General features: G+C 46.7%; 14 protein-coding genes and 1 pseudogene. 6 read left to right on the forward strand and 9 right to left on the reverse strand.

Annotation, left to right across the window (positions count from 1 at the left end):
- Positions 1-222 precede the first annotated feature (222 nt).
- The 4 genes from QUB63_RS16890 to QUB63_RS16905 form a co-directional block, all read right to left on the reverse strand.
- Entirely contained in the window at positions 223-2,733 is a 2,511-nt protein-coding gene (locus QUB63_RS16890) for an MASE1 domain-containing protein (protein WP_332946416.1), read from the reverse strand.
- A 280-nt stretch (positions 2,734-3,013) separates the two neighbouring features.
- The gene (locus QUB63_RS16895) at positions 3,014-3,223 is read right to left on the reverse strand and encodes a hypothetical protein (RefSeq protein ID WP_332946417.1); all 210 of its coding nucleotides are present in this window, start codon (positions 3,221-3,223) and stop codon (positions 3,014-3,016) included.
- A 77-nt stretch (positions 3,224-3,300) separates the two neighbouring features.
- On the reverse strand, positions 3,301-4,620 hold the full coding sequence (locus tag QUB63_RS16900) for an ABC transporter substrate-binding protein (RefSeq protein WP_332946418.1): 1,320 nt from the start codon (positions 4,618-4,620) through the stop codon (positions 3,301-3,303).
- A 66-nt stretch (positions 4,621-4,686) separates the two neighbouring features.
- Positions 4,687-4,902: a hypothetical protein gene (locus QUB63_RS16905; protein WP_332946419.1), complete on the reverse strand. Its 216-nt coding sequence runs from the start codon at positions 4,900-4,902 to the stop codon at positions 4,687-4,689.
- 150 nt (positions 4,903-5,052) lie between these two features.
- Here QUB63_RS16905 and QUB63_RS16910 point away from each other — a divergent pair, with 150 nt between their 5' ends.
- Entirely contained in the window at positions 5,053-5,631 is a 579-nt protein-coding gene (locus tag QUB63_RS16910) for a Uma2 family endonuclease (protein WP_332946421.1), read from the forward strand.
- A 34-nt stretch (positions 5,632-5,665) separates the two neighbouring features.
- Positions 5,666-6,664: a methionyl-tRNA formyltransferase gene (gene fmt / locus QUB63_RS16915; protein WP_332946422.1), complete on the forward strand. Its 999-nt coding sequence runs from the start codon at positions 5,666-5,668 to the stop codon at positions 6,662-6,664.
- 234 nt (positions 6,665-6,898) lie between these two features.
- Here the strand turns inward: fmt and QUB63_RS16920 are convergent, their stop codons facing one another.
- From QUB63_RS16920 to QUB63_RS16940, 5 genes are all read right to left on the reverse strand, one after another.
- Complete coding sequence (locus tag QUB63_RS16920; protein WP_332946423.1) at positions 6,899-8,152, reverse strand: exonuclease SbcCD subunit D; 1,254 nt, start codon at positions 8,150-8,152, stop codon at positions 6,899-6,901.
- A 303-nt stretch (positions 8,153-8,455) separates the two neighbouring features.
- Positions 8,456-9,094 (reverse strand): SMI1/KNR4 family protein, encoded by a 639-nt coding sequence (locus QUB63_RS16925; RefSeq protein ID WP_332946424.1) that lies wholly within the window; start codon positions 9,092-9,094, stop codon positions 8,456-8,458.
- 3 nt (positions 9,095-9,097) lie between these two features.
- Complete coding sequence (locus tag QUB63_RS16930; RefSeq protein WP_332946425.1) at positions 9,098-9,673, reverse strand: Uma2 family endonuclease; 576 nt, start codon at positions 9,671-9,673, stop codon at positions 9,098-9,100.
- A 159-nt stretch (positions 9,674-9,832) separates the two neighbouring features.
- Positions 9,833-11,107: an ATP-dependent DNA ligase gene (locus QUB63_RS16935; protein WP_332946426.1), complete on the reverse strand. Its 1,275-nt coding sequence runs from the start codon at positions 11,105-11,107 to the stop codon at positions 9,833-9,835.
- Positions 11,108-11,558: 451 nt separating this feature from the next.
- Positions 11,559-12,614 carry an acyltransferase gene (locus QUB63_RS16940; protein ID WP_332946427.1) on the reverse strand — a complete coding sequence of 352 codons (1,056 nt, stop codon included), beginning with the start codon at positions 12,612-12,614 and terminating at the stop codon, positions 11,559-11,561.
- Positions 12,615-12,823: 209 nt separating this feature from the next.
- On the opposite strand from QUB63_RS16940, the gene QUB63_RS16945 reads away from it, so the two are divergent.
- The 4 genes and pseudogenes from QUB63_RS16945 to QUB63_RS16960 all read left to right on the forward strand — a co-directional run.
- Positions 12,824-13,129, forward strand: a complete 306-nt coding sequence (locus tag QUB63_RS16945; RefSeq protein WP_332946529.1) for a glutaredoxin family protein — start codon at positions 12,824-12,826, stop codon at positions 13,127-13,129.
- 154 nt (positions 13,130-13,283) lie between these two features.
- On the forward strand, positions 13,284-14,801 hold the full coding sequence (locus tag QUB63_RS16950) for a UDP-N-acetylmuramoyl-L-alanyl-D-glutamate--2,6-diaminopimelate ligase (protein WP_332946428.1): 1,518 nt from the start codon (positions 13,284-13,286) through the stop codon (positions 14,799-14,801).
- 163 nt (positions 14,802-14,964) lie between these two features.
- Positions 14,965-20,448 carry a trifunctional serine/threonine-protein kinase/ATP-binding protein/sensor histidine kinase gene (locus tag QUB63_RS16955; RefSeq protein ID WP_332946429.1) on the forward strand — a complete coding sequence of 1,828 codons (5,484 nt, stop codon included), beginning with the start codon at positions 14,965-14,967 and terminating at the stop codon, positions 20,446-20,448.
- 197 nt (positions 20,449-20,645) lie between these two features.
- A pseudogene (locus QUB63_RS16960) lies at positions 20,646-21,899 on the forward strand (protein kinase domain-containing protein); the annotation flags it as partial.
- Positions 21,900-21,954: the final 55 nt, after the last annotated feature.

Below are 21,954 nucleotides of genomic sequence, written 5' to 3' on the forward strand. Positions count from 1 at the left end.
CTGCGCTAATTATATTTATTATCAAAATTTTTGGGCGCTCAACAAACCCATGCTCTAAATGTCTGCCACCACTCAAAAATGGTATCATCTTATCAAGTGAAAACTCTCCGTCCCTCGCATACGATATGATAACTTAGGTTCAAAATTACCATACCTAGTAGCAAAAGAATCAGCCAAGGGCGGAAGCTAATAAAATTGGCGGCCGACCAAGAGCAAAAATTATTAGGGCGGAGAGTTTTCGATGAAGAAGGAAGTTTCGCTCAGAATAGCTGGCAGCCGAATTGTAAAAGTAGAGCCTTTTTCCAACTCGCTGAATGCGGTAATGTCTCCGCCCATCATTTCGCAGAATTTCTTAGTAATTGTCAGCCCCAAACCAGTGCCGCCGTACTTCTTAGTAGTTGAGGAATCGGCTTGCGTGAAAGGATCGAAGATTCTGGCTAACTGTTCTGAGCTCATGCCAATGCCGGTATCTTTGACTGTAAAAACGATCCAATCTTGAGAGGAAGACAAGGAAGACGAGCTATTTTCAGCAGGGGCACCTGCTATATAGGAGCCAAGTTTTTTGCGTCTGGCGGCAGTCTCGGCGGGGGTTTCGGCGCAGCGGGCAACGGCGAAAGTAATCGCGCCCGAGCAAGTAAACTTCGAGGCGTTGCTGAGGAGGTTGAGCAGGGATTGGCGGAGTTTAGTTAAGTCGCTCTGCATCGAGCCAATATCCTCAGGGCATTGTATTTCTAAGATATTGCTATTTTTGTCTGCAGGCGCGATCGTGGCGACTACTTGCTCAACCAGATTTAATATGGTGAAGGTTTCGACGTGCAAGTCGATGCGCCCTGCTTCTATTTTAGAGAAGTCGAGAATATCTTTAATCAGCGCTAGCAAGTGCTGGCCGGCCGTGTTAATTTTCTGGAGGTCGTCGATGAACTCTTCGGCACCGAGGTCTCGGGCGTCTTCTTGCAGGAGCTCGCTGTAGCCGATGATGGCGTTGAGAGGGGTTCTGAGTTCGTGGCTCATGTTGGCGAGAAAAATGCTTTTCGATCGATTTGCAGCTTCGGCGGCTAATGCGGCGCGCCGGAATTCTTCGGAACGCAAGCGTTCGGTGATGTCGCTGGTCATGATTAAAACGCATTGAGTGCTGCCGAGGTCGATGAGTTCCCCTGACAGCAGCCAGTCGCGCACTTCGCCGCTTTTGGTGCGAATTTTGATTTCTTGGTTGCCGATCGAATTTTGTGTTTGCAAAATCTGGGCGAGGCGCGGCCCGTCTTCGGAATTGACCCACATTCCTAAGTCGGTGGGGGTGCGGCCGATAAATTCGTGTCGCGACCAGCCTAAGGAGCGCAAAAAGCTTTCATTGGCATCGAGGAAGCGTGCGTCTGTGAGGGTACAGATGCCGATGCCAACTGGGGAGGCGTGAAAAGCCTTGGAAAATCTTTCTTCTGAAGAACGCAGGGCGGCTTCGGCCCGCTTTCTGTCTGTGATGTCTTGGACGGTGCTGGTGATGTAGAGGGAGTTGATGGCGGCTTGTTCGCAGACTGTGCGGTTGCTGGCGTCGCGGAGTACGAGCCTGTAGTCGATGCTGTAAGGCTGTTGCTGAAATAAAGCGGCTTCGATCGAGCTTTTGACTAATTCTCTGTCTTCGGGGTGCACGTATTCCAAGAAGGCTTCGAGGCTGGGTTCAAAAGTTCCGGGCCGCTCTCCCAGGATGCGATAAATTTCCTCTGACCACCGCAATTGCTGGGTGTTGCGGTCTAAGTCCCAGTTGCCTAGCTGGGCGATGCGCTGGGCGTTGGCGAGGCTGGCTTCGCTGGCGCGCAGGGAGGCTTCTGCTTGGTGGCGTTCGGAGACGGTGGCGGCTAAGACTAAGCCGGTGACGGCGATGACGGCGATGAAGGCTTGCAGGGATAACAGTGCTTGGGGGATGCTGCTGGCGTGCTTGAGAAAGGGGCCGCTGCCTCTGGCTATGCCCCAGATGGCGAAGCCGCAGAGGATGAAGTTGGACAGGGCCGTGTAGCGCTGGCCGAATCGAAAGGCCGCCCAAACTACTAGGGGAAATGGTAAGTATTCGAGGGGATAGCGGGCGTAGGCGGCGCGGGTGCGGGAGCAGAAGACGAGCCAGCCGATTGCTAGCAGCAGCAGCAGCCAAATCGCTCGTTCGGCAATCTGCCCTTTTTTGGTTCTGGCGTTTGGCAATTTGCGCCACGTCAGCAGCAGCGGGGCGACGAGCAAAATTCCCATCGCGTCTCCCACCCACCAAGTCCCCCAAATCGTGCCAAAATTGCTCCAGCTAGATAAACCGCTCAGGCACACGACGATGCTGCCGATGGTGGAGTTGATCGAGGTAGATGCTAAGGCTGCTAGTCCGACTATTCCTAAAACGTCTTTGAGCCGATCGAGCGCGGGGCTAAAGTTAATCCTCTGCAGCATATAAGTTCCCGTCCACGCTTGCAGGGTTCTCGCGCCGGCCGAGATCAATGCCGCGGCGATGTTTGCCGACGGTGCGCTGATGCTGAACAGGAAGCCTCCGATCGCGATTCCCGGCCACAGTTGCCGCCCAAACAGCAGCAGGGCGACTTGGGCAATTCCTGCTGCTGGCCACATGGGGTAGATTTCTGAACTCAGGGTAAGGGTGGCAATTGCGAATTGCGACGCCGCATAGTAAATCAGGGCGATCGCGCCTACTGCGAGGAAGTACCGCCAGGAATGTCCTTTGATTGCGTTAAGGAACTTTGTCTGCATTGTCGTTTGGGGAAAAGGTGGATGCTGGTTGGAGTATCAGTAGGTAGCACGGGACGGGCACGGGGTAGGAAAAATCTTTCTATTAGGCGATCGTAAGTCATGGGTGGTAGGTAGGGGGAGAACCTGTTGAGCTAACTTTTACACTGCGCGCGATCGGGAGCGGTTTTTTTGGCTGCCCGATCGCGATCGCCTATAAATTTTGGGAGCATCCCTTTTGTGCCAATATATCTGTGATGGCTAAGCATTCGGTCTGTTAATTTTGGTTTTTGTTAAAGATTTATTACCGAGCGACAGCGGGCGTCTTTTCGTGTCGGGCGATCGCTACTCGATTCATCCTAACATTTTGCACCATCAGTTCTGGACGCACACACTCTATAACTATTGTCAACCAAGTGAAGCGATCGCCAGTTGTCTTAGCTAATTCCCAATTCCCTGTTTTGCCAATTCCCAATTCCCTGTTTTGCCAATTCCCAATTCCCTGTTTTGCCAATTACCAATTCCCAATTCCCTGTTTTGCCAATTCCCTGTTTTGCCAATTCCCTGTTTTGCCAATTCCCAATCTGTACCTCACTTGACTGCAATATCTAAAGTTAATGTCAAACGGTCTTGAGCTTCTTTAAGAGCGTCTTGGGGGTGGCGGCCGAGAAGAGTTGCTTCTATGGCGCGGCCGAGGTTTTCTGACAGGCGGGAGTAACCTGAGATAATTGGGCGCGATCGGGCCCAGTTCATTTGTTCTAAAAATACTCGCAAAACAGGGTTTTTTTCCACAAAGCTTTGATAAGTTGGGCTCTGTCTCGATTTTAAGTTAATTGGCAAGTAACCTGTGCCCAATGCCCAGGCTGTTTGGAATTCTTCGCCAAGAACGTATTCTAAAAATTCTAGGGCTGCTTTTTCGCGTTCTGGCGAGGTTTTCATTAAAAATAGGTTTTCACCCCCAACAACGGCTGCTGGGCGCTTGAGGGCTGGTACAGGCATCACTGCGTAGTCGATCGCGCTTTGCTGCAATTGTGCTAGAGTCCACGGCCCGGTGATTTGCATGGCGACTTTGCCGGCGATGAAGTTGTCGAGTTCGTAACCGCGCTCGGGTGCTGACAGTATTGCTGAACCTTCTTTTAACAAGTCGCTCCACAATTCTAAGGCGGCGAGAGAACCGGGATTGTCGATTTGGGGTACGGGAGTTTGAGCTGTTTCGGTCAAGAGTTCGCCGCCTGCGCTGAACATGAATGGCAGCCAGGTAAATACTGTCCATTCTCCTTTGCCTAGGGAGAGCACTATGCCGTGTCGATCGGGGCGGCCGTCTCCGTTGGTGTCTCGCGCGAGCGATCGGGCTGCTTGCTTGAATTGCGCCCAATTCTGCGGCACTTTTGTGATTCCTGCTGCTTTAAATAAACTGGGACGGTAAAATATGGCGGCGTTGTTTGTGGCTAAGGGAACTGACCAAGTGTGTCCGCCGAGTTCCATAGACTCGAACAGTGCCGGATAGATTTCTGCTTTTCGGGGCGATTTGTCGAGCCAGTTTTCTAAGGGTTGAATTGCGTTTAGTTCTGCTAGTTTTCCGGCAATTGTGGGAACGTTCCACAGCAAATCCGGCGGCGCGTTCCCTACTATTGCTGTGAGGATTTTTGGCAGTTGTTGGTCGGGCTGGCCGATGTAAATTGGTTCGACTTGGATGTTGGGATGTGTTTTGTTAAATTTGTCCGTGAGGGTTTGAAATACGGAGCGATTTGGCGGGGGATTGATGCCGTGCCACAGTGTTAGTTTTATTGGTTCGCCGTTTTTGCGTGTGTTTTCACAGCCGCTTAATATTAGCAGATTTAAGGCAAGTAAAATGCAGACTGCTAGTTTTAGTTGACTTTTAATTGCTTGGGAAAATTTGGATAAAATCATTTTTTAGTTGCATTCAGGGCAGAAGATTTTTGGGAACCGCAGATGTACGCGGATGGACGCGGATGGTTAGAGGTTGGTAAAACGGGCTGAATCTAAGAAGTCTGGGGGGAGGTGATTTGTCTCTCCTTCTGTGGTATTTTGAAACAAAACTGTGAAAGCTCCTGCTCCTAGTCTATCTTGCGGCCGCATCCGACAGCAAGGAATTTCTGTCAGGTGCGATCGATATTTTGCTAAATGAGGCACTTCCACGGGCTCGAATGCGGTAATTCGGTTAACAGCCATTGGCTGACTTGTTCGTTATAAATATATTTTTATGGTAGTGCGGTATCTGCCAATAAGCTGCGACTGGCTGGCGGCCGCATATTCCAAGGATTTTTTCATGTTTTGGCAGATATGATAAAATCGACATGACCAGTAAAATTGGTGACTCAGATGACAACTTTTAGTGTAGAGCAGTTAGATTTAACTTTGGAAGAATGGATGCAAAATCCTCCTGACGGGACGGAGTGGGCGGACGGTAAAGTGATAGTCAAACATCCTGTAGAATTTGTCAATGGAGAAGTAGTAGGGAAACCGGGAATGACTGCAAAGACTCGTCGCATTCAAGCTAGATTGGTACGGTATTGGGGCATTTACATGGACTCAAGCGCCCAAGGGGGCGAGGTTTATGTGGAAGTTACTTGTCAAACTCTGAAAAAAGGGCGAATACCGGATGTATCTTATATTACTCCTGAACTGTTGGCGCAAGTTGGGGAGTTTTCTGTTTTGCCGCAGAGTTTTCCCCTGCTAGCTGAGATTGTTTCGCCTAGCGATTTTGCTGATGATGTTTTTGCTAAGGCACAGGAGTATTTGGATTCGGGTTGTCGGGAAGTTTGGCTGCTGTTTCCTAAAAGCAGTTGGGTGTTAGTAATTACTCAAGGTGAGACCGTTTTATTTAAGCCGGGTGAGGTGGCGAGAACTCAGGTTGTGTTGCCAGGATTTAGCGCGGCAGTTGATGAGTTAATGGCGTAGTTTTGGTATTATTATAAAAACTAACTAAAAATCTATGAAACTTGTTTTTTTTGGTACTCCCGACTTTGCGGTTCCTACTTTGTCCAGTTTGCTGAGTCACCCAGAATTTGAGGTTGTGGGTGCGGTGACTCAGCCGGACAAGCGCCGGGGAAGGGGCAATAAATTGATGCCTTCACCTGTAAAAGATGTGGCTTTAAATCACAGTCTCCCGGTTTGGCAGCCGCGCCGAATTAAGAAGGATGCGGAAACTATTGCTAAGTTGCGGGAAGCGGAGGCTGATGTTTTTGTGGTGGTGGCTTACGGCCAGATTCTTTCTCAAGAAATTCTGGATATTCCTAGTTTGGCTTGCGTTAATGTTCACGGTTCAATTTTGCCGAAGTATCGCGGTGCTGCGCCGATTCAGCGGTGTCTTTTTAATGGGGAAAAGGCTACTGGAATTACTACTATGCTGATGGATGCTGGCATGGATACTGGGGCGATGCTGTTGAAGGCTTTTGCGGGGATTACGCTGTTGGATAATGCTGATTCTTTGGGAGACAGGTTGGCGGAACTTGGGGCGGATTTGTTGGTGGAAACTTTGATAAAATTGAGGGATGGGGAAGTTAATGCTGTTGTTCAAGATGATGCTGAGGCGACTTACGCGCCGATGATTAAGGGTGCTGATTGTGTGCTGGATTGGTCGAAAAGTGCGATCGCGCTTCACAATCAAGTTAGGGGTTTTTTCCCGGATTGCACCACGACTTTTCGCGGTAATTCTTTGAAGGCGATCGCAACTGTGCCCGTCGGGCCGGAATATTGGCTGCAAATGCCGCCGGAGTTGAGAATTTTGGAACGGGAATGGCCCGTTTTGGCCGAGTTGTCGGGCAAAAATGGGGAGGTTGTCAGGGTTGTGAAGGGCTTGGGCGCGATCGTCCAAACTGGCGATGGTTTGTTATTATTGCGGGAGGTGCAGTTGGCGGGGAAAAAGGTGCAGTCTGGGGTGGATTTTGCCAATGGCACTCGGTTGGCGGCGGGTGAGGTTTTTGGGAGTTAAATAGTATGTTGAGGGCGGGCTTTCGGGCCCACCCCACAAGATTTGGCAGCAAAATTATTCTGTAATTAGATGCGCGATAGTTGACCTAAAATTACACCAAAACTTACTCCGTGCCTTCACAAATCCTTTACAGTCTGCCGGGGCGGGTTTATAGATATTGTGGATGTGAATCACAGATTGTTGGCTCACTGGCCCCTACAATTATTATGGTTGATTTACTAGATATTGTGTTACCTAAAATTCGACCAAAACTTCCTCCAAAAGTTCCTCTTCTACTCCCAACAAATCCCGCGCGGCCTCTAACATACTGTCAGTAATATCTTTCAAATCTTCTCGACTTGCTAAATAAGTTTTCAAGGCTTCTAACGGTTCGATACTGTTGTTAGCATTCAATTCCGGCAACCGCGGCCTTGCTAGCTGGCTGACTAATTCCGGTTGAATTGTGTAGCTGTGGGCTTCGCCTAGAAGTGCGTGCAATTCTGCGTTGTCAATTAAATCTAATTGTTCCGATCGCAATTGGTAAATTAATCTCACGACTGCATCTTGGATTTCCTTCTTACCAATAGCTTTAACTAACTCGGCTTGCGGGTTTTCCGATTCGGAAACATTCACTTTAATCGTCTGAAACACCCGCACCGGCAAAGTGCAAAATTCCCACTCTGCTTTCCCCCGTTCCAAATTTATTAACACAAAACCTTTGTCTTCTTTCTCTTCGCTAAAGTCAACTCGTTCGATACTTCCCGGATAAATTACTGGCGGATTGTTGTTGGCGTTGAGATTTTGGTGTTTGTGGACGTGGCCGAGGGCTACGTAATCAAAACAAGGGCGAGTTAACATGGAAACGGGTATGTTAAAACCTTTGCCAACTGCTAAAAAACGCTCGGCGCCCAAGCTGGCTTTATCTGCCATTAAGTGCGCTAATAGTACGGTGGGGATGTTTGGATCTAGGCGGCGGATTTCACCTTCCATGGCGATCGTCAGTTTTTCGGTTAATAATTGGTTAACGTCGCCCACAGAAAGGCTTTCAGTCTCCGATCGCGTCATTAGGGTCGATCGCGTCAACCAAGGCAGCGCAACCACCTGTACGGCGCCGTTGCGGGTGTGTATGAGGTGAGTTTCCAGGCGATCGCCTACAATAAACTTAGGTATTCCCAAAGTCCGGTAAATTCCCAAACTCGCGCCGCCCTGTCCCTGGGAATGTTGGTCGTGATTTCCTACTAGCAAAACCGTCGGAATTTGCGCCTCCACCAAGCGGCTGAATTGGCGCGCAAAAGCCTCTTTGACAAACGGTGGCGGCGTCGAATCCGGGAAAGCATCGCCGCCGAATATGACTAAATCTACGGGTTCAGAAATTGCTCTGTCCATACATTTGCTCAGCGTCGCCGCGAAGTCTTCCAGCCGCGTATTTAAACCTGTTTCTGGATTGACGCGGCCGTGGGAAAAGCCGCTTCCCATGTGAATGTCTGAAAGGTGAAGAATTTTAATCATTGTTTTCTTTGTGAGTTGTTATACCTGAATATCTGTAAGGAAACGGCATTGCCTTTCGTCGTGTCAACAACCAGCTAAAAACCGTTGTATCTCTCGTTTATCGCCGAGGCCCGATCCCCCTCGCATACCCCCTACTCCCCCGATCGAAGACTTACTTTGAGCGCTTCTTGTCCCACCCCCTACTCCCCTTAGGAAGGGGGGTTAGGGGGGATCTGGGCCTTAATCGCCAGACAGAAGACCGGCACTACGTTTGACGTTAAGTTGACACGACGAAAGGCACGGTGCGGTGTCCGTACCCGTGCCTCAACGCGGTGCTAATTCGACGCTGCGCCGATTGGGATTGATGCGTTTCTCGATCGCAAATATTGCCTTTTCTTCCTCAAAATTGATTTCGTGAAACTCTTTAAACAAACATTCTAACTCAATTTTGGCAATAACAGTTTCCAGCCACTTATCAAACGAATCGCATTCAATACTTCTCAAAGGTTCGCTTTTGCACTCGAAACTGATAATTTGTCCCGGAATACCGCCGAAACAGCCCTGTGTATCCACAACCCGCAGCCACAAATCATCTACTTTCATAAACGGAATCCATGCTTCATGCCAATATTCTCCTGGCTGCCATTCTTGAAAATTAACTTGACTCTGGGCGTCCCAAAAATCTTTCTCCTTGGCAATAGATCCCAAAGGTAAAATACTCCGGCCGTGTTCAAAAGGCAACAGCCAGTCATTCTCTAAACTCTCATAAGCCGAACCGTTACACCAGCGATAAAAATCATAAAATGTTTCGGGAAGCGATTGTTGGTAACGATTTTTGAATAAGTTGATTTCCGGTTCGGCGACACCGGGATTTAGCAAGTCGAGCGCGTCGGGACAGCAGCGGTTTAAGGTTTGTGCAAAGGTACGAACCAGAGGATTTCGTGGTTGAAAAAGTTGTTTCATACATTATAATAGAATTCCGGGTACTTTTTGATATATTTGTTCAATCGGGCCGCGAAAATCTATACTCGTTAACTCTAACTCATCTCCTTGTCTGTAAATCTGAGACACCCAATTTCCCTCAGCATTGAGTCGAAAACATTCAATTTTGATTTCCGATTGAGTGATAAGTACGTATTCCTGCAAACTCGATGCTGTTTGGTAATCTGCAAATTTATCGCCTCTGTCAAAAGTTGCCGTTGACGGCGACAAGACTTCAATAATCAAAGACGGATGAACAATGAAATCCTCGGTGGAATTTATCTCTCTTTCGTCGCAAGTAACTGCTATATCGGGGTAGTAATAGCAATTTGCCTCTTCTAATCGGACTTTTATATCTGATGTTAGAACTAAGCAGGGCGAATTCCGAAGATGAGTCCCTAACAACATGATTAAATTGCTAGAAATAATGATGTGAGGCTTTTTGGCCCCAGTCATTGCATAAACGTGTCCGCGTCTGTATTCGTGTTTGATCGGACTTACTCGTTCGCCTTCTAGGTACTCTTCTGGGGAAATGTAAAAATTGTTTTTGCCGATCGCCATTGATTTGTCCTTGGCTGATTTTGTGCGATAATATTTGTTTGAATTCGCAGATCCGGCTAGGACATGGCTGAAGACCGGACGGCTAAAATTATGTTATTTTCTTAAGTCTGCGGAGGCCGACATCGTTTGTATAGACGCGGTTTCAACCGCCGTCCTATTTTAACACAATTCGAGGAATCGGGCGTGCCACAGTTTGCCGCTTTCCGTCAATCCCTGCGATCGCACTTTAATTTTAACTCCGCGGGGGTTAGCCTCGTAGAGTCGGGCGATTTCCTGCATTTCCCCGCTGCTAAAGCCCGTTCCCACTGTTCCGACCGGCACTAATTTGCCCGCGATTTCTTGGGCGACTTCGATCGCACTAAACGGCCGCCCCGCAACTTTTGTCGGCGTCAACCCGACAATAAACAAATCGTGTTCCTGACAGTATTTAGTCCTCACCATCGGAAATTTCTTAACATCTTTGCCGCCGACATAGCGGCAGTTGTGCAAAATCCAAACTTCTCCTTCTCTGTTTTCAGATTCTTGCTGCTTAGCGAGTAACAGTTTTTCGGCGGCGGTGCGAAATGTCGGTACAATTTCAAATTCTGAAGACAAACTCACCAGCATTTCGCCAACTGCAACTCCGGCTGCAATTCTTTCTGATTCGGCAGTTTGGGTCAGGTCATTTCCCTTGAAAAACAAAGCTTTAAAAATGGCATAAACTGCCGTTGGCTGGGTTGTCGGAAAACCGCTTTCAATATTAACTGTAGCAGCTTGCGCGCCCGTGCGGTGTTCGCTGCCGGTACAGCTTTTGTAGTAAAGTTCGCCGTCTAAAACAAAGGTGCCAATTTGAGCGGCCGTGTCGGTTAATGTGCGATCGATCGCAACTGATGCTTGCTGCCGCAGGTTAGTCGATCGCGATTGGTAGTATACTTTATCTGGCGTCGCGATGACCGCAACTCGATTGCCGTCCCGTTTTGGCTGTCCCCAATAATCGGGATTTTCGATGTAATAAGAACGTTCGCTGGGCGCGTCAACCGGCTGCATCGTCACAATCCTTCCCGGCTGCAAGTGCGGAGGTAATTCGGCAACTACGGGGTAATTAACAGTCTCAACTTTGCTCGGAGAAGTTGATTTGGCAGCAGGAGCAGGATTGGTGGTAGAGTTGTTTGGAGGATTTTTAGTCGGCTTTTCTCCTGTTTCCAATTCAAACGCTCTTTTCCAAAAGCCGATCGCCATGGAGGGGTATCCTTCCGACTCCGCGCAGAGTGCAAAACTAATAACTTTTGCCGTACCAATTCCGCGCCCGTAATCAGCCAAATACTGCACCGCCCCCGCTTCACCCATCAAGTGCAATCCCCGCGTGACGATGCGATTGTTCCAGCGTTCTCGAATATCGGCGCTAATTTTTTTTGCTGCTTTTCGCTTTGCTTCTGCGTATTCGGTGTAATCCATACAGCCTCCTTTTTGTTGGGTTACTTTTACACTATACTGAAGCTTGATTCATTAGTCAAGTAAGGACAAAACCAGGAGTTACCAGAAAGAATTGGTTTAAAGCCCCAAGCCTTGTAGGGAGAAATGAAAAGAAGACTATTCATTACTCCAATCCTCGGACTTATGATTGTCAACTGTCCACTGTCCCAGGTCAACTGTCAACTGAATGAAGCATCAAGCCCAAGAAACCGGGTTTTTTCACAAAAATTCTTCGTTGCAGCCAGCAGATAAGCGTAAAAAACCCGGTTTCTGACCGCCCGCGCGTAAGTTATAACAACATTGTTATGTCCCTACTCCAAGGCATTATGCCATCAATCATTGCTCATCTTAAATCTTAAATCTTAAATCTTAAATTTTTAAATCTTAAAATCTTCAATCCAAAATCTAAAATCCAAAATCCAAAATCGTCTGATTATCCTCTGGCGCCTGTTATCCTTTGGAAAAACTTAGGCGTATACCTTTGTAAAAGATTCCCCACCGCCAGCGTTACTAAAGTGGTACTTGTGAGTATTAACAAATAGTTAACAATGACAGCCAGCGAATTTGAAGGATTTAACAATTTCTGAAAAACCTCCTTAAAAACTGTTACCGTTGGTTCGTGAGCAGCATAAACAAAAAATGCCAAACCAGAAAGATTTAAACAGGCTTTTTCCAGCTTCCCAGACACCAAATCGGAAGCGCACCAAATCGCCGCCGTACCTACTACTCTCGTGCAGCATTCAAGCTGGTGTTTGAAAGTTTGAATGTCGGATATTTCCATGATTGTCAGCACCACAGCCATCCCTAAGTATATACCTAAAATCGCACTTTTTTGTCGGTCGAGCCAAGTTAGATCCAATTTTTGAACAGCAATCAGACATCCCAAATAAAAGAACAACGGCCCCAACCACTGGATGTTAATAAAACCAAGTTGTAATTCCAGCAACCAAGGCGCGGCAAACAAAGCTAAACCTAGATACGGTATCTTTCTGGCAATTAGCAAAAATACCGGAGACAAAATCACCATCGCGATTAAATCCCGGACGTACCAGAAATGAAATGCGATCGGATACAGGCTTTTGTACCCGGTAAAACAATCTATAAAATTGGCGAAGCTGTAGTCTCCAATGTATTTCTTGTAATGCCCTTGGATAATTGCACTCGTTGCCGGTACGTTCATGACAATTAACACCATTGCCAATAAAGCCAAGTTCCAGAACAAATAGGGAACTAGGAGAGTCCACAACCGAGATTGCAGCTTTTCTCTGTAAGAATTAAGCGATAAATTAAAATTTCTGAAAAACAGGAATCCTGAAAGAATGAACAAAAAAGCCACGCAAGAACCGCCCCAAGTTCCGGCAATTAACGTCTGGAAAAAATTGTCAGCATATCCCACAGAATTGATCGAGGAGTGAATAGTAACAATCCCAATGATTAGAGGCAGACGCAATAATTTGATTCGACCAGATATTTCAGGCGTAATTAGCATTTTTTACTGACAGAGTGTAGGGTTCGATCGGCTGGTATTTGCATTGAGATGGCAAATTGTAGTAATCGGTTCGCCGCCAATGCTAAGATAATCTGGATCGTGCGTTGAGGGCAATAATAATGCGGCAGCTTGCTTCTTGCGAAGTCTGGTTCGCCAACTTCCGATCGCACTTTCGAGATTTTAAGATCGAGTCTAATTGTACTCTTATGATGCGATTAATTTTGTACAGCAAACCCGGATGCCACTTGTGTGAAGGGTTGCAAGAAAAACTCGAACAGATTGAAAGCCTCAAGTTTCAATTGGAAGTACGAGACATTACCGAACGCGATGACTGGTTTCAAGCTTATCAGTACGAAGTGCCAGTTTTGTTTAAAGTGCAGCCCCAACGAAGAAATTCTGCTGGCGACGCTGCATTTTCCCCAGAAGAACAATTACCTCGTCCTTCTCCCCGCTGTACAGTCCCACAATTGGAGCAAATGTTACAGAAATATTTGCAAATCCATCCGTCAGAATAATACGATTTACGCAAAAAATCAAGCCCTCCGGCTGCCGGGTCCGCACCTTTGACCCGGATGGCGCGCACCGGACACCGAAAAAGCCTGTAGGTAGCGGATCGAACAATTTCTGGCGCAAGTCATATTCAAGACATCCAAGTGAGGAGTTTTTCAGATGAAATTGAGAGAATTATTAGCAACACTTCCCGGCATTTCCTTTGACGCCCAACATCCGGCCCTCGACGCCGAAGTCAAGGGTTTATCGACTAATTCCCACGCTTGTGGGGCGGGGGATTTGTTTTTGGGAATGCCGGGAACTCGGGTAGATGGGGGAGATTTTTGGCAAGGCGCGATCGAGGGCGGTGCAATTGCCGCCATAATTTCCACTCAAGCCGCCGAGAAAACACCCCCCCAACCCCCCCGAAGCCTGGGGGGGCTAGAAGAGCTTCCCTGCGTCATCCCAGTAGCCGATATGGCTCAAGTTTGCGGTCAAATAGCAACCGCATTTTACGGCAATCCAGCTAGCAAATTAAAACTTGTCGGCGTTACCGGTACCAACGGCAAAACTACAACAACTCATTTAATCGAATTTTTGCTCAATCAAATGCAGTTGCCGGCAGCGATTTTCGGCACGCTTTACACTCGCTGGCAGGGCTTCCAACAAACTGCACTTTACACTACACCTTTTGCGGTTGACTTGCAAAAACAGCTAGCAGAAGCTGTAGCCGCCGGATGCAAACACGGCGTGATGGAAGTCAGTTCCCACGCTTTGGCACAGCAGCGAGTTTTGGGCTGTAATTTTGAAGTTGCTGTGTTTACCAACTTGACTCAAGACCATCTCGATTATCACCGCGATATGGAGGATTATTTTGAGGCGAAATCTCTGTTGTTCGGTTCGGATTACCTCAAAAATCGCGCTGTAATTAATATTGACGACTCCTACGGGCGGCGGATTGTTGAAAGCCTCAAATCCGAGCAAGTCTGGAGTTACAGCACTACCGACAAGACGGCTGATTTGTATGCTTTTGATTTGCAGTACCAGCCCAACGGAGTTAAGGGAATGCTGCACACTCCCAAGGGCGAAACTGCTTTTGTTTTGCCTTTAGTCGGTCAGTTCAATTTATCTAATATGCTGGCGGCTGTCGGTGCTGTTTTGGAATTGGGTTTAGATTTGTCCGCAATTGTGGAGAAATTATCTCAGTTTTCGGGAGTTCCGGGACGGATGGAACGGGTGCAAATTAGTTCCGACCAAGATATTAGCGTGATTGTCGATTACGCGCACACTCCCGACAGTTTGGAGAACTTGTTGAAGGCTTCGCGGCCGTTTATTCCGGGTCAAATGATTTGCGTGTTTGGCTGCGGCGGCGATCGCGATCGCACGAAACGCCCGCTCATGGGTAAAATCGTTGCAGAGTTGGCCGATGTAGCTGTTGTTACTTCCGACAATCCGCGCACCGAAAATCCCGATCGCATTTTGGAAGACGTTCTAGCAGGCATTCCCGCCACCGTAAAACCGATCGTCACGTGCGATCGCGCAGCAGCAATTCGCACTGCTATTATCGACGCTAAACCCGGAGATGGCGTGCTGATTGCAGGAAAAGGACACGAAGATTATCAGATTTTGGGCACCGAAAAAGTCCATTTTGACGATCGAGAACAAGCGCGAGATGCCTTGAAAGCCAGAATGAGTTAATTCTCTTAACTGTTAACGGTTAACCGTTAACAGTTAGCTGCTTGCTGGTGGGGAAATTTGTGGTATTTTTAAGTATTTATACGAGGGGGAGAATCTGATTGGGATTAGAGCGCTATAGTTAGTAACACTAAATACTATAATAATCAAAATAATAAGTCTCGCTATGATCGAACTAACAGGTTATCAAATTCTCGATCGCATTTATTCAGGCACTCGCACCCTAGTTTATCGCGCCCGCAGCCTCTGGGACGAAACACCCGTCATCATCAAAGTCTTGCACAAGGAGTATCCCAGCTTCAGCGAACTGTTGCAATTTCGCAATCAGTACACCATTGCCAAAAACCTGAATTTCCCCGGAATCATCAAAACCTACAGCTTGGAAGCGTACCGCAACGGCTATGCGCTGATTGTGGAAGACTTCGGGGGAATTTCTCTGAAGGAATGGACGGGGAAAGGGGAAACCGCGCCATCTCTGGCTGATTTTTTCCAAATTGCGATCGCGATCGCCAATACATTAGATATACTTTACCGCCAGCGCATCATTCACAAAGACATTAAACCCGCCAATATTTTAATTAATCCCCAAACAAAACAAGTCAAACTCATTGACTTTAGCATCGCATCTTTGCTGCCGCGATCGACTCAAACCCTGATGAGTCCCAACCGGCTCGAAGGCACATTAGGCTATTTGTCTCCCGAACAAACGGGAAGGATGAATCGCGGGATTGACTACCGCACTGATTTTTACTCTCTGGGCGTGACTTTTTACGAGTTGCTGGCGGGAGAGTTGCCGTTTGTGTCGATCGATCCAATGGAATTGGTACACTCTCATATTGCCAAACAACCGCCGCCGCTGCATGACATCAATCCGCAAATCCCGTCGGTACTCTCGTCCATTGTCAGCAAATTGATGGCGAAGAATGCCGAAGACCGCTATCAGAGTGCATTAGGATTAAAGCACGATCTCGAAAAATGTCTGTCTCAGTGGCAAGAAACAGGAAACATCGTTCTGTTTGAATTGGGAGAACGAGATATTGGCGATCGCTTTACCATTCCCGAAAAATTATACGGTCGGGAAACCGAAGTAGAAACCTTACTCAATGCCTTTGACCGCGTTGCGAACCCCCTTTCATTTCCCCGAACCTCGGGGGGACAGAGGGGGGGCGAAATGATGCTAGTCGCCGGGTTTTCGGGGATAGGAAAAACCGCCGTTGTCAACGAAGTCCACAAACCCATTGTACGGCAGCGCGGCTATTTCATCAAAGGCAAATTCGACCAATTTAACCGCAATATTCCTTTTTCAGCATTTGTCCAAGCATTTCGAGATTTGATGGGACAATTGCTGAGCGAAAGTGATGCTCAGTTGCAGACTTGGAAAACGCAGATTCTGGAAGCTGTTGGTGAAAATGGACAAGTCATTATTGAAGTCATTCCCGAATTAGAACTGATTATTAGTCCTCAGCCGCCAGCGATGGAACTGTCGGGAACATCTGCTCAGAATCGCTTCAACTTACTATTTCAAAAGTTTATCCAAGTTTTTACAACCCAAGAGCACCCTCTGGTAATGTTTTTGGACGATTTGCAATGGGCCGATTCGGCATCTCTCCATTTGATGCAACTTTTGATCGCTGAATCAACAGCAGGCTATTTGTTACTGATAGGTGCTTATCGAGATAACGAAGTGTTTGCCGCCCACCCGTTGATGCTGACTTTGGAAGCAATTGCCCGCAGCGGCGCAACCGTTAATACCATTACGTTACAACCCCTGAGCGATACCAGCCTGAATCAGTTGGTTGCCAATACGCTGAATTGCTCGAGTGCATTAGCACAACCACTCACGGATTTGGTCTTTCAAAAAACGCAAGGTAATCCCTTTTTTGCAACCCAATTTCTGAAGGCTCTGCATCAAGACGGGCTGATTAGCTTTGATACTGAATTAGGGCACTGGCAATGCGATATCGCAAAAGTGCGATCGGCCGCATTGACCGATGATGTAGTGGAATTCATGGCGTTGCAGTTACAGAAACTACCAAAAACCACCCAAACTATTCTCGAACTAGCAGCTTGTATTGGCAACTCTTTTGATTTGACGACGCTGGCGATCGTTTCAGAGCAAACAGAAGCCGAGGCTGCCACTCACCTATGGAAAGCTTTGCAAGAAGGGCTGATCCTACCCCAAAGTGAAGTCTATAAGTTTTATTTGGGATCGGTTCCGACAACCGATACTACTCATGAATCGGTAATATATCGATTCCTACACGATCGGATTCAGCAAGCTGCCTATTCGCTTATTCCAGAATCACAGAAAAAAGCGACACATTTAAAAATTGGTCAGCTCCTTTTGGCAATAACACCTGAATTAACCGACAAATACAATATTTTCGATATTGTTCATCAACTCAATATAGGGGTTGAACCGATCGCCGATCGATCTCAATTAAATCATCTCGCCTCACTAAATCTACAGGCTGGAAAAAAAGCCAAAGCTGCTACGGCTTATGGAGATGCTGCCAGATATTTGAATACTAGCTTGGCCCTGCTGGACTCTGATAGTTGGCTAACTCAGTATGATTTGACGCTGGCTGTTTATATCGAAACAGCAGAAGCAGAATACCTTAATGGCAATTGGGATCGACTACAAAGCCTTGCTCAGATTATTTTAAATAATGCTCAAAATTTGCTAGATAGTATCATTATATATGAGCTACAAATTCAAGGTTATCAGTCGCAAAGCCTGATGACAAAAGCGATTGAAATCGGCTTTGAAGCCTTAGAAAAATTGGAAATTAACATTGCTCCCAGCATCAGCGATCGCCCCATGCCAGAATTACCTCGAATTGAAGACTTAGACAATATTCCTGAAATGACCGATCCGCAGCAACTGGCGGCTTTGCGGATTCTCATGGCACTTTTTCCTCCGATTTATATTGCCAGGCCAGAGATGATTCGTCCCCTGATCTTAACGATAGTAAATCTTACCGTTGAAGGTGGATATTCTGGATTATCAGCTTATGCGTATGTGCTCTATGGCACGATTCTCTGCGGAGCGCCGGGAGGCATTGAACAAGGATATCATGCAGGCAAATTAGCTTTAAATTTGTTAGATAAATTTCAGGGAGTCGCACTTAAAGCAAGAGTTTATAATTTATTTAATGGTCTGATCCGATCTTGGAAGGAGCCAGCCCAAGCTACACTAACCGCTTATATAGAAGGATGTCAAAGCGGTTGGGAAACAGGGGATTTGGAGTGGGCTAGTTATAACTCCATGCACTACTGTAAGAATCTATTTGTGACTGGGGAGAGACTAGAAATAGTCGAGGAAAAACAAACTCCTCACATAGAGTTATTAGTAAAAAATAAGCATAATTTTGCCTTGTCATACGCTAAAATATGGGCGCAAGCTACCTTAAACTTACAAGGCCAATCTTCTGACAAGCTCCAATTGATTGGAGAGCGTTTTGATGAATTGCACTTCCTGCCACTTTGGCAAAGTACGAACAATTCTATGTCCTTGTTTGCGCTATATGTTGCCAAAGCAAATATTTTCTATTTATTTAAGGAATATGGCAATGCTTTAGATTGTGCTTTGCTGGCTGGCGAACATATACAGGCTGCGATCGGACAGATCACGATCGCAGTTTATAACTTTTACCACTCATTGATTCTGCTTGCGGTCTACCCTCAAGCTGAACCGAGCCAGCAGCAACAATATATGCGGGCGATCGAGGAAAATCAAGCAAAGCTCCGAGAATGGTCTGATTGTGCTCCGCAGAATTTTCTCCATAAGTATTTATTGATTCAGGCAGAACAAGCCCGAGTATTTGGCAATGTTCTTGAGGCTATGGAGTGTTATGACCAAGCAATTCAAGGTGCAAAAGATACGGGATATCTTCAAGAAGAAGCCCTAGCCAACGAACTAGCAGCCGAGTTCTACCTCGACTGGGGTAAAGAAAAAATCGCCGCCGGCTACCTACAAGAAGCCTACTACTGCTATTCCCATTGGGGAGCCAAAGCCAAAACTGATGACTTAGAAAAACGCTATCCCCAGCTCTTGACTCCCATCTTGCAGAGCCAACAGAATCGATTTCTCCTCAACCAAACCCTGATTTCAAACACCAATCGCTCGTCTATTTCTCATCAAACAATCCAAACCACCTATTCTAGCAGCAGTACCATTTCTGACTCTCTAGATTTCGCCACCATCCTCAAAGCTTCCCAAGCTCTATCTGGTCAAATTCAACTGGAACAATTGATTTCCACCTTAGTGAAAATCGTGATGAAAAATGCCGGAGCAGATAAATGCGATTTAATTTTACTAAAAGGTGAGAATTTAGTTATAGAAACCACGGCTGTTTTAGGGGAAAAAACGACAGATAATCAAGCTGCTGTAAGGCGAGCGCTCCCCGTTGAATCAAGCCAAGATGTCCCTACTTCTATTATTAACTATGTGTCTCGCACTCAGGAGACTGTGGTCATTGATGATGCGATCGCTCAGACTTCTCTAGCCTCGGATGCTTATATTCAAAAGCAAAAGCCCAAAAGTTTATTGTGTACTCCGATCGTCAATCAAGGCAAATTAATTGGGATTCTCTCTTTAGAAAATCGCTTAACCCAAGGGGTATTTACGAGCGATCGCCTGCAAGTGATCGAACTGCTCGCGGCCCAAGCTGCGATATCCTTGGAAAACGCTCAACTCTACAGCCAGTTAGAGGATTATTCCTACACCCTAGAACAAAAGGTGGAAGAACGCACCCAAGAGTTAGAAGAAAAAGCCACTCAACTCGAAGTCACCCTGCAAAAACTTTACGCGACTCAATCCCAACTCATTCAAACTGAAAAGATGTCAAGTTTGGGACAGCTTGTTGCCGGAATTGCTCACGAAATTAACAATCCCGTTAACTTCATTCACGGCAATCTTAACCATGCCCATGAATATATTACATCCTTAATTGAGTTGATTGACTTATATGAAGAACTATCTCCTCAACCCCAACCCAAAATTCAAGCTAAAATCGCAGAAATTGACCTGGAGTTTATCGTTGAAGATTTACCTAAAATCCTAGGTTCGATGACGACAGGAACCGAGCGCATTCGCCAAATTGTCGAATCTCTGCGGAACTTCTCTCGCCTTGATGAATCTGAGATTAAACCGATAGACATTCATTCGGGAATTGATAGCACTTTATTAATTTTGCAGCATCGACTCAAAGCTAATGAGAAACATCAGGAAATCAAAGTGATTAAAGACTATGGTAAACTCCCTTTACTAAACTGTTACGGAGCGGCCCTAAATCAGGTGTTTATGAATATTATGACTAATGCCATAGACGCTTTGCGACAGGCAGAGGATAACCGAGCTAATTTGAATAAAAAACCGACTCTGATGCTTCGGACTTTGGTTCATGATGCTCGCAACCTGGTCATTCGTATTGCAGACAATGGTATAGGGATAGAACCCTCGGTGGTCAATAATATATTTGAACCGTTTTTTACCACAAAACCTGTGGGCAAGGGTACGGGCTTAGGACTGTCAGTCAGCTATGCGATTATTGTCGAGAAACATGGAGGTAGGATCGAGGTGAATTCAACGCTTGGAGAGGGAACAGAATTTACGATCGTCCTTCCTCTTTATTCAGTTGACAGTTGACAGTTGACAGTTGACAGTGGACAGTTGAGAGCGACCTCTACCTTAAAGGAAGAGGATTGGAGTAATGAATAGTCTTCTTTTAATTTCTCCCGAAAAAGCTTTGGGCTTTAAACCAATTCTTTCTGGTAAACAATTTAGTAAACAATTGCTCTCAACTCATTGCAAAGTCTTAATTGTAACTCCACCATATAAAAATCATGAGCGCAACAACTTTACCTCTCTCGGGATACAGCCTCGGCGAAACCATTTATTCAGGCACTCGCACCTTAGTTTATCGCGGAACTCGATCGTGCGATCGCACACCCGTCATCATCAAAGTCTTGCGGCACGAGTATCCCAGCTTCAGCGAACTCGTGCAATTTCGCAATCAGTACACCATTGCCAAAAACCTAGATTTCCCCGGAATTATCCAAACATACAGCTTGGAAGCGTACCGCAACGGCTATGCGCTGATTGTGGAAGACTTCGGGGGAATTTCTCTTCAGGAGTGGACGGGGAAAGGGAAAACCGTTAAATCTCTGGTGGAGTTTTTCCAAATTGCGATCGACATCAGCAATACATTAGATATACTTTACCGCCAGCGCATCATTCACAAAGACATTAAACCCGCCAACATTCTGATTAATCCCGAGACTAAACAAGTCAAAATCATTGACTTTAGCATCGCATCAGTGCTGCCGAGGGAAACTCAAACTCTGATGAATCCTAACCGGCTCGAAGGCACATTAGGCTATCTGTCACCCGAACAAACGGGAAGGATGAATCGCGGGATTGACTACCGCACTGATTTTTACTCTCTGGGCGTCACTTTTTACGAGTTGCTGGCGGGAGAATTGCCGTTTGTGTCGATCGATCCAATGGAATTGGTACACTCTCATATTGCCAAACAACCGCCGCCGCTGCATGACATCAATCCGCAAATCCCGTCGGTACTCTCGTCCACTGTCCGCAAATTGATGGCGAAGAATGCCGAAGACCGCTATCAAAGTGCTTTGGGGCTGAAATTTGATTGAGAATTTTGTTTGCGTCAATTGCAAGAAAGTGGGAAAATAGAAGATTTTGAAATAGGTCAGAGGGATTTGTGCGATCGGTTCATCATACCAGAAAAACTCTACGGGAGAGAAGCCGAAGTTGCCCAATTATTAGCAGCGTTCGATCGCATTTCTGGTTCCGAAACACTTCCAGAGAACCAGTCAAAGCGCGAGTTAATGTTAGTCGCGGGTTTTTCCGGCATTGGCAAAACCGCCATTGTCAACGAAGTCCACAAACCAATTGTCGGAGCGCGCGGCTACTTCATCAAAGGCAAATTCGACCAATTCAACCGCAATATTCCCTATGCAGCATTTGTGCAAGCATTTCGAGAATTAATGGGGCAATTGCTGAGCGAAAGTGACACCCAATTAGCAGCCTGGGAAACCAAAATATTAGCCGCACTTGGTGACAGCGCCCAAGTAATACCAATTTTAAAAAAGAATGCAACAGTATTCTTGTTCCCCCCGCAATACA

Source organism: Microcoleus sp. ARI1-B5 (assembly GCF_036705795.1).
Lineage (GTDB): Bacteria > Cyanobacteriota > Cyanobacteriia > Cyanobacteriales > Microcoleaceae > Microcoleus.